The organism is Streptomyces griseicoloratus, assembly GCF_014534645.1.
Lineage (GTDB): Bacteria > Actinomycetota > Actinomycetes > Streptomycetales > Streptomycetaceae > Streptomyces > Streptomyces griseicoloratus.
In genome coordinates, this window is sequence record NZ_JACVQF010000199.1 from 187562 (window position 1) to 200389 (window position 12828).

The window sequence follows — 12828 nt, forward strand, 5'->3', positions numbered from 1 at the left end:
GCCGGCCCGGGCCCTGTCGGCACAGCGGCCGGGCGGGACCGGTGACGGCAGGGATCGCGGACCCGGTGACGGCAGGGATCGCGGACCCGGTGACGGCAGGGATCGCGGACCCGGTGACGGCAGGGAAGGATCAGGGAGCGGCTCGGCCGGCGTCGAGCCGCTCCACGTGCGCCACGTTGCCCCGGTCCTCAGCGTCCGCGCTCGGCTCGCCCGCGAACCAGGCGTCGAGGATCTCCGCGAGCAGCGGCCCCGACGTCAGCCGCAGGCTCAGCGCGAGCACGTTGGCGTCGTTCCAGCGGCGTGCCCCGTCCGCCGAGTAGGCGTCGGTGCACAGGGCCGCCCGTACGCCCGGCACCTTGTTGGCGGCGATCGACGCGCCCGTGCCGGTCCAGCAGCACACCACCGCCTGGTCGGCCTTCCCGTCGGCGACCTCGCGTGCCGCCCGTTCCGAGCACACCGCCCACTGGGTGTCCGCTCCGGGGTCCAGCGCGCCGTGCGCCAGCACCTCGTGGCCGCGCCGGCGCAGTTCCTCGACGAGGAGCCGGGCCACGGGTTCGTCCATGTCGGAGGAGACGGAGATCCGCATGTCAGAAAAGCGTACTCACCCGACCGCTGATCCACACGACTGACGTCGCGAAGATTCACGGCGTGATCCGGGAAACCATACGTCCTGAGAACCGTACGAATGCCTCAGGAAAGGGAGTCCGCCACGTCCTCCACCGAGAACGGCCGCGTCCCCGACTCCGCGGCGGTCCGGCGCCACCCCACGCTCTTCCGTGCGATCAGGCGCCGGCAGAACCCCCGGCTCCGCCGGTCGGACATCACGGTCACGGACGAGGCGGCGGTCAAGCGGGCGGTGAAGGCGGCCTCCCTCGGCAACGCCATGGAGTGGTTCGACTTCGGCATCTACGCCTATCTGGCCGGCACCATCGGCCGGGTCTTCTTCCCCTCCGGGAGCGACACCGCGCAGCTGCTGTCGTCCTTCGCCACCTTCGCGGTCGCCTTCCTGGTGCGTCCGGTCGGGGGCATGGTCTTCGGGCCGATGGGGGACAAGATCGGCCGCAAGAAGGTCCTGGCGCTGACGATGATCCTGATGGCGATCGGCACGTTCGCGATCGGACTGATCCCGTCGTACGCGACGATCGGCTTCTGGTCCCCGCTGCTGCTCATCGTCTTCCGGCTCCTGCAGGGCTTCTCCACCGGCGGCGAGTACGGCGGCGCCTCCACCTTCATCGCGGAGTACGCCCCGGACAAGCGGCGCGGCTTCTTCGGCAGCTTCCTGGAACTGGGTACGCTCGCCGGCTACACGTGCGCCGCGGGCCTGGTGACCGCGCTCACCGCCGGGCTCGGCACCGACACGATGGACGCCTGGGGCTGGCGCATCCCGTTCCTCGTCGCCGGGCCGCTCGGCATCGTCGGCCTCTACCTGCGGCTGAGGCTGGACGACACTCCCGCCTTCCTGAAGCTGGAGGAGGGCACCGTGCACGTCTCCGAGGCGGCGGACACGGTGGAGACCACCGCCCGGGGCGACCTCGCCAAGATCTTCCGCAAGCACTGGCCGACGCTGGTGCTGTGCATCGCGCTGGTCGGCGCGTACAACATCAACGACTACATGCTGCTGTCGTACATGCCGACGTACCTGTCGGACGAGCTGCACTACACCGAGACCCACGGCCTGCTGATCCTGGTGGCCACCATGGTCCTGCTGATGCTGGTCATCAACCAGGTGGGCCGGCTGTCCGACCGCTTCGGCCGCAAGCCCCTGCTGATGACGGGCATGCTCGGCTTCTTCTTCCTGTCGGCGCCGTCCTTCGTGCTGGTCCAGCAGGGCAGCCTGCTCGCCGTCTCGGCCGGCATGGTGATGCTGGGCCTGTCCCTCGTGTGCCTGCTCGGCACCATGTCGGCGGCGCTCCCGGCGATGTTCCCCACCAACGTCCGGTACGGCTCCCTGTCGGTCGGGTACAACCTGTCGGCGTCCCTGTTCGGCGGCACCACGCCACTGGTCATCACCGCCCTGATCAGCGCGACCGGCTCGGACATGATGCCCGCCTACTACTCGATGGCCGCGGCGCTGGTCGGGGTGGTGTCGGTGGCCTGCATGAAGGAGACCGCCCGAATGCCGCTCGCGGGCTCCCCGCCCTCGGTGCAGACCGAGGAGGAGGCCGCGGCACTCGTCGAGGCACAGGCCCCGGCACCGAAGTTCTGACCGCGGCGCGCTGTCCGGCCCGGTACCGGACGGCCGCCCCCGCACCTACACTGGCACCCCGCCAGACGCCGGTTGACCAGTGAGAACGGGGCACTGAGCCGTTCCGCCGGGGTGAGGAGCGACGCCTTGTTCTACTACGTGCTCAAATACGTACTGCTGGGCCCGCTGCTGAGACTGCTCTTCCGCCCCCGGATCGAGGGCCTGGGGAACGTGCCGTCCTCGGGCCCGGCCATCGTCGCCGGCAACCATCTGTCGTTCTCCGACCACTTCCTGATGCCCGCGGTGCTCAAGCGCCGCATCACCTTCCTCGCCAAGGCGGAGTACTTCACCGGCCCCGGCCTCAAGGGCCGGCTCACCGCGTTCTTCTTCCGCAGCGCCGGGCAGATCCCGGTGGACCGCTCCGGCAAGGACGCGGGCCGGGCGGCGATCCGTGAGGGGCTCGGCGTCCTGGCCAGGGGCGAACTGCTCGGCATCTATCCGGAGGGCACCCGTTCGCACGACGGACGGCTGTACAAGGGAAAGGTCGGCGTGGCCGTGATGGCGCTGCGGGCGGGGGTGCCGGTGGTGCCCTGCGCGATGATCGGCACCTTCGAGGCGCAGCCGCCGGGCAAGGTCGTCCCGAACATCCACCCCGTGGTGATCCGTTTCGGGGAGCCCCTGGACTTCTCGCGTTACGCCGGCATGGAGAACGAGAAGGCCGTGCTGCGTGCCGTCACCGACGAGATCATGTACGCGATCCTGGCCCTGTCCGAGCAGGAGTACGTCGACCGGTACGCCGCCGAGGTCAAGGCCGAGGAGGCAGAGAAGGCGGACAAGGGCCGCAGGCTCCCCCGGCTGCCGCGCCGCTAGCCCCTGCCTTCAGCCGTCTGCCGTCGGCAGAAGGGCGTGACCCCACGGTGCCGGTGCGCCTACGGTCCGACGTATGACACGTGCTGTGGTGGTCGGAGCGACGGGACAGATCGGACGAGTGGCCGTGGGCGTGCTGGCCCGGGACGGCTGGGAGGTGACGGCCGTCTCGCGGGGCGGCGACCGGGACCCGGCCTGGCCCGACGGCGTGCGGGTGGTGCGGGCCGACCGGGAGGACGACGCGGCCCTGTCCGCCGCGGTGGGCGACGGCTGCGACGTCCTGGTGGACATGGTGGCCTTCGGGCCCGAACACGCCCGGCAGCTGACGTCGCTGGCCGGGCGGGTGGGCTCGGCGGTGGTCATCTCCAGCGTCTCGGTCTACGAGGACGACAAGGGCCGCAACTTCGACACGCAGGCCGAACCCGGCGGCTTCCCCGAGTACCCGGTGCCGGTCACCGAGGAGCAGCGCACGGTCCGGCCGGGCGAGACCTCCTACAGCACCCGCAAGGCGGGGCTGGAGCGCGAGCTCCTCGCGGCGGGCGACCGGCTGCCCACCACGCTGCTGCGCGCCGGCGCGATCCACGGCCCGCACTGCCGCACCCCGCGCGAGCTGTACTTCGTCAAGCGCAACCTGGACGGCAGGCGCCGGCGGGTGCTCGCCTTCGGCGGCGCGAGCCGCTTCCACCCGGCGAGCGTGCACACCGTCGCGGAGCTGATCCGGCTGGCCGCGGTCCGGCCGGGCGCCCGCGTCCTGAACGCCGTGGACGCGGACGCGCCGACGGTGGCCGAGATCGCGGCCGCGATCGACGCGGTGATGGGGGTGGAGCCGGAGGACGTGCTGGTGGACGGTCCGCCGCCCGCGCCTGGCGTGGGCGAGACACCGTGGTCCGTGCCCGTGCCCGTGGTCTGCGACATGACCGCCGCCGAACGGCAGTTGGGCTACCGCCCGGTGGTCCGGTACGCCGAGACGCTGCCGGAGACCGTCGCCTGGATCGAGGAGCGGCTGGCCGGGCGGGACTGGCGGGAGGCGTACCCGAAGATGGTCCAGGCGTACGGCGACCTGTTCGACTACGCGGCCGAGGACGCCTGGCTGGCGGCGCGGCAGCCGTAGGGACGGAAGAAGGGGGCGGCCGGTCGGACCGGCCGCCCCCCCTTTGTGCCCTGCGGTCGTTACGGCTTGGGCGTGGCGTGCGGGGCGCAGGTCACGTCCCGGGTGTCCACCTTGCCGGTGAGCAGGTAGGTGTCGACGCGGTCGTTGACGCACGGGTTGACCAGACCGGTGACGCCGTGCGAGCCGGCGTCCCGCTCGGTGATCAGGCGCGAGCCCTTGAACCGCTGGTGCAGTTCGACGGCACCGCCGTAGGGGGTGGCCGCGTCACGCTCGGACTGGACGATCAGCACCGGCGGGAGTCCCTTGCTGGTCTTCACGTTCAGCGGTGTCTGCTGCTTGACCGGCCAGGTGGAGCACGGCAGGTTCATCCAGGCGTTGGACCAGGTCAGGAACGGGTGGTCCTTGTGCAGCCGGGTGTTGTCGCGGTCCCAGGTCCGCCAGTTGGTCGGCCACTTGGCGTCGGCGCACTCGACGGCCGTGTAGACGGCGTTGCCGTTCTCCGAGGCGGCGTTGCCCGCGGTGTCGGACGGGTCGGGGGCCGCGGCGTCGACGAGGGCCTGGGTGTCGCCGGCGACGTACTTGCTGAACACGGTCGCGACCGGCACCCACGCGGAGTCGTAGTACGGGGCGCTCTGGAAGAAGGAGAGCAGCTCGGCCGGGCCGACGACCCCGCCGAGGGGGTTCTTCTTGGCGGTGGCGCGCAGCTTCAGCCACTGGTCCTGGACCTCGGCGCGGGTGTCGCCGAGGTGGAAGACGGCGTCGTTCGCGGCGACCCAGTCCTGCCAGTCCTGCCAGCGCTTCTCGAAGGCGACGTCCTGGTCCAGGTTGGCCTGGTACCAGATCTTGTCGCGGGAGGGGTTGACGACGCTGTCGACGACCATGCGGCGCACGTGGCCCGGGAAGAGGGTGCCGTAGACGGCGCCGAGGTAGGTGCCGTAGGAGACGCCGAGGTAGTTGAGCTTCTTCTCACCGAGGGCGGCGCGGATGACGTCGAGGTCGCGCGCGGTGTTCGGCGTCGTCATGTGCGGCAGCATCTCGCCGCTGCGCTCGTAGCAGCCCTCGGCGTACTCGCGGGCGAGCTTGCGCTGGGCGAGCTTGTCGGCCTCGGAGTCGGGCACCGGGTCCAGCTTGGGCGCCTTGACGAACTCCTGCGGGTCGACGCAGGAGATGGGCGCGGACTTGCCGACGCCGCGCGGGTCGAAGCCCACGAAGTCGTAGGCCTTGGCGGTCTTGGCCCACACCGGGTTCTTGGCCGTGACCCGGGCCGGGAAGCGCAGGCCGGAACCGCCCGGGCCGCCCGGGTTGTAGATGAGCGCGCCCTGGCGCTCGGACTGCGTGCCGGTGTTGCCGATGCGGTCGACGGCGAGCTTGATCTGCTTGCCGTACGGCTTGGCGTAGTCGAGCGGCACCGTGACCCAGCCGCACTGGATCGGCTTGGGCAGGTTCCAGTCGGCGGGGCAGTCCTTCCAGTCGATGCCGGCCTCGGCGGCGCGCTCGGCGGCGATGGCGACGCCGCGGGCCTCGCGGTCCTGGCCCTTCCCGTGGCCGGTGGCCGGGCTGGCTCCGGCGGTGGGTGCGGTGACCGCGCCGGCTATCAGCGTGGCGGTGACGAGCGCTCCGACCGAGCCGAAGGCCGCCGCTCTGCGGTGCAGGCTTCTCTTCCTCAAGTGGGCCCTCCCCCTACGTGGTTGCGACAAGTAGGGGGATCCTCGCGGCTGTGCGTTCCCTGAGGACAGGGGCGGCCGGACTTCTTTGCCAATCCGATAAACGGATAAGCATGTTCGGCGGTCGGGACAGTCAGACGAAGGACGCCAGCGCCTCGTCCAGCAGCCGGCGCAGCCGCTGCGCGTCCGGTGCCACGGCCGTCACCAGCGCGGCGGGTCCGGCGAGCGGCATGACGGCCGCGTCCTGACCGAGCATACGGGCGGTGGGCGGGTCGGCGGCGAACTCCGGGCGCGCGACGACGGCCTGCCCCACGGCCCGGTGTCCCGCCAGTCCGGCGGGGCCGTCCCAGCCGCCCGGCGCGCCGGGTCCGCAGGCCAGCTCCTGGTCGAGGACGCAGCGGCCGGCGATCCGCACCGTGAGACGGCTGGTGAGCCGCCCCGGTTCCTCACCGGTCCGCCCGAGCACCTGCTCCTCGCGCAGCACGAGCCGGGCCGTCGCCGCGAGATCGACCCGGGTTCCGACGTAGAGGTCGCTGCCGTGCGCGGAGATCAACTGCTCGGGCAGCCAGTGCAGTTCGGCACCGTCGGCGACGGAGAGCCGGACGTCGTAGCGGGCCGCGGCCTTGTCCTGGCCCGGCAGCGCTAGGGTGGCGGCGGCCGAACCGACCCTGAGCCCGGCGCCCTGTTCCGCCCGGGCGTCCACCGTGAAGTGGTCGCCGCCGAGCGGCCCGCTCATCGCGCCGACCAGCATCACCCGGGCCTCGGCCCCGCTCCCCCGGGTCCGCCGCAGCGCGAGCGGCCCCTCGCCCTCCAGCACGGGCAGGGAGGTGCCGCCGCGGCCGTCGCCGCGCGCGACGATCCTCGCCGTCGCCCGCACGCCGCCCGGCGTGGTCACGCCGTCCACGCGGCGAGCCGGGCGCGCACCCAGTCGGCGACGTCCCGTACGCCGTCCTCGCTCCTGAGCGACTGCAGGACGACCGGCAGTTCGCCGCGCTGCGCCTTGGCGTCGGCCGCCATCCGCGCCAGGTCGGAGCCGACGTACGGGGCGAGGTCGGTCTTGTTGACGACCAGCAGGTCGGCGGTGCTGACGCCGGGTCCGCCCTTGCGCGGGATGTCGTCGCCGCCCGCCACGTCGATCACGAAGATCTGCGCGTCGACGAGGCCCTTGGAGAAGGTGGCGGTGAGGTTGTCGCCGCCGGACTCCACCAGGACCAGGTCCAGCGGGCCGACCTCGTCCTCCAGGTCCTCGACGGCTTCGAGGTTGGCGGAGATGTCGTCCCGGATCGCGGTGTGCGGGCAGGCGCCCGTCTCGACGGCACTGATCCGCTCCGGCGGCAGCACCGCCTCACGGAGCAGGAACTCGGCGTCCTCGCGCGTGTAGATGTCGTTGGTGACGACGGCGAGGGACAGCTCCTCGCGCAGGGCCCGGCACAGCGCGGCGACGGTGGCGGTCTTACCGGACCCCACGGGCCCGCCGAGCCCGATGCGCAGGGCGCGGCGGGTGCCGTCGGGGCGGTGGGCGTCGGCGGAGACGGCGGCGGGACCGTCATGGTGGTGGTCGAGGTGCATGTGGCGACTCCTGTGAAACTGGGCCGGCGCAACCAGCCCGTCCGGCGTTTGAGGACGAGGCCGTTCAGGCCGATGGGGGTCCAGGGGGCGAAGCCCCCTGGCGGGGTCGAAGGGGCAGCGCCCCTGGAGAAGGGAACGGGTAAGGGCGGCGGGGGCGAACCCCCTACGAGGCGAACAACCGCACCGGCCACGTGGCATGCGCCTCCGCCCCGGTCTCCAGCAGCGGCGCCGACCGCGCGGGCAGCACGTCGGGCCCCTCGCTCACGGCCCTGCGCGCCACGTCCACGGCGTCCTGGACCACCCGGTCCACCTCGGGAGCGAGCCGGGCGAGGACGGCGGTGGCATCGAACGGGTCCAGGCTCAGCAGCCGTACGACGGCGGTCGCCGGGCCGCTGACCCCCTCGTAGGCGGAGCAGTACGCCGCGTCCTCGGGCCCGAGCCCGGCCGCGCGGGCGGCCAGACCGAGGACGACGGGCTGGTGGGCGCCCTTGGGGAACCGCCGGGCCAGCGCGTCGAGTTCGGGGTGCGGCCAGGTGGCGCGGGCGGCCCGCATCAGCTGCCGGCCGAGTCTGCGTGCCGCAGCGCGCAGGGCGGGCGACGGCGTACGGGCGTCCGCGGCCCGGTCGAGTTCGCCGGGGTCGGCGTCGAGCGCGGCGGCGGCCGCGAGGGCGGCCGTCACGGCCCCGCCGGTGTGCAGCCGCCCCCGGCAGAACTCCTCCAGGCTCGGCGCGTCGGTGATGCGTCCCGCCCTGACGGCGGCCTCCGCCCCGCCGGAGTGGGCGTGCCCTCCGGCGGGAAAGCGGCCGTCGGCCAGGACGAGGAGTGCTGCGCGGCTCACGGCGGCACTCAGAAGAGGAAGTACCGCTGGGCCAGCGGCAGTTCGGCGGCGGGTGCGGGCTCGACGAGTTCACCGTCGATGGTCACCGCGAAGGAGTCCGCGGCGACCTCGACACGGGGCAGGGCGTCGTTCTCCCGCATGTCGGCCTTGGTGCGTCCGCGGGTGGAGCGGATGGGCAGGAACTCCCGGCCGAGACCGAGGCGTTCGGGCAGCCCGTCCTCGACGGCCGCCTGCGAGACAAAGTTGACCGAGTTGGCGGCCGGCGCCGTGCCGTGTGCGCCGAACATGGGGCGCGGCAGGACCGGCTGCGGGGTGGGGATGGAGGCGTTGGCGTCGCCCACCTGCGCGTACGCGATCTGTCCGCCCTTGAGGACGAGCTGCGGCTTCACACCGAAGAACCGCGGGTCCCAGAGCACCAGGTCGGCGAGCTTGCCGGACTCCACGGAGCCGACCTCGTGCTCGATGCCCTGGGCGACGGCGGGGTTGATCGTGTACTTGGCGACATAGCGGCGGGCGCGCCGGTTGTCGGCCCGGGTGTCGCCGGGCAGGAAGCCGCGGCGGCGCTTCATCACGTGCGCGGTCTGCCACGTCCGCAGGATCACCTCCCCGATGCGGCCCATGGCCTGGGAGTCCGACGACATGATGGAGATGGCCCCCATGTCGTGCAGGATGTCCTCGGCCGCGATGGTGCTGGGCCGGATCCGGGACTCGGCGAAGGCCAGGTCCTCGGGGACGGCCGGGTTCAGGTGGTGACAGACCATCAGCATGTCGAGGTGCTCCTCGACGGTGTTGACGGTGTGCGGCCTGGTCGGGTTGGTGGACGCGGGCAGCATGTTGGGCAGCGACACCGCCGTGATCATGTCGGGCGCGTGGCCGCCGCCGGCGCCCTCGACGTGGAAGGCGTGCAGGGTGCGGCCCGCGACGGCGTCGAAGGTGTCGCCGACGAATCCGGCCTCGTTCAGGGTGTCGGTGTGGACCGCGAGCTGGACGCCGGACTCCTCGCACACGTCCAGGCAGGCGGAGATCACCGCGGGAGTGGCCCCCCAGTCCTCGTGGATCTTGAAGCCGAGGACTCCGGCGCGCAGCTGGTCGCGCATGGACTCCTTCGACATGGTGCTGCCCTTGCCGAGGAAGCCGATGTTGACGGGGCTCGACTCCATGGCCGCGAACATCCGCGCGAGGTGCCACGACCCGGGGGTGACCGTGGTCGCCTTGCTGCCTTCGGCCGGGCCCGTGCCGCCGCCGATGAGGGTGGTGATGCCGGAGGCGAGGGCTTCGTCGACGAGCGTGGGCGCGATGAAGTGGACGTGCGTGTCGATGCCGCCCGCGGTGAGGATCTTGCCGTTGCCGGCGATGACCTCCGTCTCGGGGCCGATGACGAGATCGGGGTGAACGCCGTCCATGGTGTCGGGGTTGCCGGACTTGCCGATGCCGGTGATGCGGCCGTCGCGGATGCCGATGTCGGCCTTGACGACGCCCCAGTGGTCGATGATCACGGCTCCGGTGATCACGGTGTCGGGGGCGCCGTCGGCGCGCGTGGCGCGGGACTGGCCCATGGACTCGCGCAGCACCTTCCCGCCGCCGAACACGGACTCGTCACCGGAGCGGCCGGGGCCGCCCGAGCGGTCCTCCTCGATCTCGACGAGGAGGTCGGTGTCGGCGAGGCGGATGCGGTCACCGGTGGTCGGGCCGAACAGGTCGGCGTAGGCGGCGCGGGACAGTTCAGGCATCGAGGGCACCTCCGGTGGCGCCGCGCAGACCCACGACGACGCGGGCGCCCGCGAGGGGCACCAGTTCGACGTCGACGGGGATCCCGGGCTCGAACCGGACGGCGGTGCCCGCGGCGATGTTGAGCCGCCTGCCGTGGGCGGTGGCGCGGTCGAAGTCGAGGGCGGGGTTGGCCTCGGCGAAGTGGTAGTGGGAGCCGACCTGGACGGGCCGGTCGGCGGTGTTGAGCACGGTCAGACGGGCGGCCTCGCGCCCCTCGTTGAAGGCGACCGGCTCGTCGGCGAACAGGATCTCTCCGGGAATCATGGCCACCGTTCCCGTCAGATGATCGGGTCGTGGACGGTGACCAGCTTGGTGCCGTCGGGGAAGGTGGCTTCGACCTGGACGTCGTGGAGCATCTCGGGGATGCCGTCCATGACCTCGTGACGCTGGAGCACCTTGCGCCCGGAGGCCATGAGTTCGGCGACGGTGCGGCCGTCCCGGGCGCCCTCGAGGATGTGGGAGGTGATCAGTGCGACGGCCTCGGGGTGGTTGAGCTTCACGCCTCGTGCGCGGCGCTTCTCCGCGACGTCCGCGGCCACATGGATGAGCAGTCTCTCCTGCTCGTGCGGGGTCAGTTGCACGTACCACCTCACAGAACATCGCGCCATGACCCGGGGGTCCGGCTGCCGCGGCCACCGCGACGGCTATAGATGTAACACACACGCATGCACGTCGAAGAGCATGCCGGTGCCCATGAAACCGCAGGTGGATCGGTGCGCAGACTAGGTCTACGATGTTTCGGCGAGGTCACCCGGATTTGACCGACTGATTACCGGCGCCCTCCGCGGTCTCACGCATGCCCAGCAGTCCCCGCACACCCGCCCGCAGTACCTCCGGGGGGAAGGGACCGAAGAGTGCGTACTGGGCGCCGAACCCCTGGGCGGTGGCCATGAGCGTCCGGGCGACGGCGTCCGGGTCGACGTCGTCGGGCATCATGCCGGCCTCCTGGTAGCGGACCACGACCTTGACCCAGGCCGCCCTGACCTTCGTGAAGCGCTCGCGCAGGAGGGCGGACAACTCGTCGTTGCGCAGCGTCTCGGTCCAGACCTGGATCATCAGTCGCGGGAAGGCCCATTCGCCGGTGTCCAGCACCGCCGACCGCTCCTGTGTCATGTGCGTCAGGGTCCGGGCGATGAGCACGTCGGGGGCGGGCGGCGGACTCTCCAGGGCTGCCCGCTCGTACATGGCCTGCACGGAGTCCAGCACCTCGGTGACGGTCGCCGCGATCAGTTCGTCCTTGCCGCTGAAGTAGCGGTAGACGGCACCCGCGGACAGGTCGACCTCCTTCAGGACGTCCTGCATCGACGTGGCGTGGAAGCCGTTGCGGGCGAAGCAGCGCGCGGCGCCGTCGAGGATCTGCCGGCGGCGGGCGTCGAGGTGTTCCTGGGATACGCGGGCCATGCACCAAACGTAAAACGAACGTTCCTTCTTGACAAGCGCGCCGAGTCGCCGCACGGTGTGGACAGAGCGAAAACGAACGATCCTTCTTTTTACGTGGAGTGCCCATGTCCAGCACACCCGCCGAGCCGCGCCCGGCTCCCACTCCTCCGCACGGCCGCCGCATGGCCGCCGTGGTCGTCCTGGTGCCCGTGCTGGTCGCACTGGCGCTGTGGGCCTTCGCCTGGCCGGCCGCCCGGACGGCGCCCCACGACCTGCCGCTCGGCGTGGCGGGACCGGCGACCGCGACCGCACCGCTGGAGCAGCGGCTCACCCAGCGCGAGGGCGCCTTCGAGGTGCACCGCTACGCCGACGAGGCCGCCGCCCGCGACGCCATCGAGGACCGGGCCGTATACGGCGCGGTGGTCGTCACCGAGCAGGGCCCGAAGCTGCTCACGGCCTCGGCGGCGAGCCCGGCCGTGGCCCAGCTGCTGCAGCAGGCGGTGGCCGAGCAGACCGCCGCCACGGGGACGGAAGTCCCGACGGTCGACGTGGTGGCCGCGCCCGGGACGGATCCGCGCGGCGCGGCCCTGAACGCCGGCGTGCTCCCGCTCGCCCTGGCCGGGATCGCCACCGGAGCCGTGGTGGTCCTGCTGGGACTGCGCGGCACGCGCGCGGTGGCCACCGTGGCCGGCGCCACGGCCCTCGCCGGAGCGGTCGCCGCAGCGGTCACGCACAGCTGGCTTGAGGCCGTCACGGGTGACTGGTGGGCAGTGGCCGGGGTCTTCTGGCTGTCGGCCCTCGCCGTGGCCGCGGCCGTCGCCGGGCTCGGCACCCTGCTCGGACAGCGGGGCGTCGGGCTCGGCGCGGCGCTGGTGATGCTGCTGGGCAACCCGTTCTCCGGGGCGGCGTCGGCCCCGGAGATGCTGCCCGAGCCGGTCGGGACGATCGGCCAGTGGCTGCCGCCGGGCGCCGGTGTCTCACTGCTGCGCTCGGTGTCGTTCTTCGACGGCGCCGCGGCCACCGGCCCCGCCCTGACGCTGACGTGCTGGGCCGCGCTGGGCCTGGGCGCGGTACTCCTCGCCGGAGCACTGTGGGAACGGACCCCCGACGGCTCGACGCCGAACGACCGGACACCGGCACTGACCGGCTGACCACGGCCCGCGCCGACGCGGACCTGGCGGGCCCACACTCGGCCTCGGTCGGCGGAACGCTATGGGAACGAACCCGCAGCGGCTCGACGCCAGTCGCCCGCGTACCGCCACCGGCCGGCCGACCACCACCAGCCCCGCACCGAAGCGGCCCCAGTGGACCGCTACCGGCCCGGGCGCCGCGAAGCACTGCGGGAACGGGCCAACGGCGACTCGACGGCGGGCGACCGGATACTGGCACCGGCCGGCCGACCACCACCGGCCCGACGCCGATGCTGAGCCGGTGGGCCCACGCC

Annotated in this window: 13 protein-coding genes; 4 read left to right on the forward strand and 9 right to left on the reverse strand. The window is 72.5% G+C overall.

All coding sequences use genetic code 11. The features are described from left to right. Positions 1-130: 130 nt before the first annotated feature. Entirely contained in the window at positions 131-586 is a 456-nt protein-coding gene (locus H0H10_RS19920) for an RpiB/LacA/LacB family sugar-phosphate isomerase (protein WP_188182360.1), read from the reverse strand. Between the two features lie 99 nt (positions 587-685). Here H0H10_RS19920 and H0H10_RS19925 point away from each other — a divergent pair, with 99 nt between their 5' ends. From H0H10_RS19925 to H0H10_RS19935, 3 genes are all read left to right on the forward strand, one after another. Beyond that, on the forward strand, positions 686-2206 hold the full coding sequence (locus H0H10_RS19925) for an MFS transporter (RefSeq protein WP_188182361.1): 1521 nt from the start codon (positions 686-688) through the stop codon (positions 2204-2206). A gap of 126 nt (positions 2207-2332) precedes the next feature. Then, on the forward strand, positions 2333-3055 hold the full coding sequence (locus H0H10_RS19930) for a lysophospholipid acyltransferase family protein (RefSeq protein ID WP_188182362.1): 723 nt from the start codon (positions 2333-2335) through the stop codon (positions 3053-3055). Positions 3056-3128: 73 nt separating this feature from the next. Next, positions 3129-4163, forward strand: a complete 1035-nt coding sequence (locus H0H10_RS19935; RefSeq protein WP_223180128.1) for an NAD-dependent epimerase/dehydratase family protein — start codon at positions 3129-3131, stop codon at positions 4161-4163. Positions 4164-4222: 59 nt separating this feature from the next. Here H0H10_RS19935 and H0H10_RS19940 read toward each other — a convergent pair whose 3' ends face one another. From H0H10_RS19940 to H0H10_RS19975, 8 genes are all read right to left on the reverse strand, one after another. Continuing rightward, complete coding sequence (locus tag H0H10_RS19940) at positions 4223-5830, reverse strand: alpha/beta hydrolase (protein WP_188182363.1); 1608 nt, start codon at positions 5828-5830, stop codon at positions 4223-4225. A 130-nt stretch (positions 5831-5960) separates the two neighbouring features. After that, positions 5961-6731 (reverse strand): urease accessory protein UreD, encoded by a 771-nt coding sequence (locus H0H10_RS19945; protein WP_188182364.1) that lies wholly within the window; start codon positions 6729-6731, stop codon positions 5961-5963. Further along, positions 6719-7396, reverse strand: coding sequence for an urease accessory protein UreG (ureG, locus tag H0H10_RS19950; RefSeq protein WP_188182365.1), 678 nt, complete (start codon positions 7394-7396; stop codon positions 6719-6721). Before ureG ends, H0H10_RS19945 begins: the two co-directional genes overlap by 13 nt. A gap of 163 nt (positions 7397-7559) precedes the next feature. Continuing rightward, a complete protein-coding gene (locus tag H0H10_RS19955; RefSeq protein ID WP_188182366.1) occupies positions 7560-8234 on the reverse strand; it encodes an urease accessory protein UreF in 675 nt (224 codons plus the stop codon). Positions 8235-8242: 8 nt separating this feature from the next. Next, positions 8243-9964, reverse strand: coding sequence for an urease subunit alpha (locus H0H10_RS19960; RefSeq protein ID WP_188182367.1), 1722 nt, complete (start codon positions 9962-9964; stop codon positions 8243-8245). Then, a complete protein-coding gene (locus H0H10_RS19965) occupies positions 9957-10268 on the reverse strand; it encodes an urease subunit beta (RefSeq protein WP_188182368.1) in 312 nt (103 codons plus the stop codon). The genes H0H10_RS19960 and H0H10_RS19965 overlap by 8 nt, the downstream gene beginning before the upstream one ends. A 14-nt stretch (positions 10269-10282) precedes the next feature. Further along, a complete protein-coding gene (locus tag H0H10_RS19970; RefSeq protein ID WP_188182369.1) occupies positions 10283-10585 on the reverse strand; it encodes an urease subunit gamma in 303 nt (100 codons plus the stop codon). 166 nt (positions 10586-10751) lie between these two features. Continuing rightward, positions 10752-11405, reverse strand: coding sequence for a TetR/AcrR family transcriptional regulator (locus H0H10_RS19975; protein ID WP_188182370.1), 654 nt, complete (start codon positions 11403-11405; stop codon positions 10752-10754). Between the two features lie 104 nt (positions 11406-11509). Here H0H10_RS19975 and H0H10_RS19980 point away from each other — a divergent pair, with 104 nt between their 5' ends. Then, complete coding sequence (locus H0H10_RS19980; RefSeq protein WP_223180130.1) at positions 11510-12535, forward strand: ABC transporter permease; 1026 nt, start codon at positions 11510-11512, stop codon at positions 12533-12535. Positions 12536-12828: the final 293 nt, after the last annotated feature.

Bases quoted from the DNA above. Each gene is read 5' to 3' on its own strand.
- H0H10_RS19920 (WP_188182360.1), bottom strand. From the start codon at position 586: ATGCGGATCTCCGTCTCCTCCGACATGGACGAACCCGTGGCCCGGCTC.
- H0H10_RS19925 (WP_188182361.1), top strand. From the start codon at position 686: ATGCCTCAGGAAAGGGAGTCCGCCACGTCCTCCACCGAGAACGGCCGC.
- H0H10_RS19935 (WP_223180128.1), top strand. From the start codon at position 3,129: ATGACACGTGCTGTGGTGGTCGGAGCGACGGGACAGATCGGACGAGTG.
- ureG (WP_188182365.1), bottom strand. From the start codon at position 7,396: ATGCACCTCGACCACCACCATGACGGTCCCGCCGCCGTCTCCGCCGAC.
- H0H10_RS19960 (WP_188182367.1), bottom strand. From the start codon at position 9,964: ATGCCTGAACTGTCCCGCGCCGCCTACGCCGACCTGTTCGGCCCGACC.
- H0H10_RS19965 (WP_188182368.1), bottom strand. From the start codon at position 10,268: ATGATTCCCGGAGAGATCCTGTTCGCCGACGAGCCGGTCGCCTTCAAC.
- H0H10_RS19975 (WP_188182370.1), bottom strand. From the start codon at position 11,405: ATGGCCCGCGTATCCCAGGAACACCTCGACGCCCGCCGCCGGCAGATC.
- H0H10_RS19980 (WP_223180130.1), top strand. From the start codon at position 11,510: ATGTCCAGCACACCCGCCGAGCCGCGCCCGGCTCCCACTCCTCCGCAC.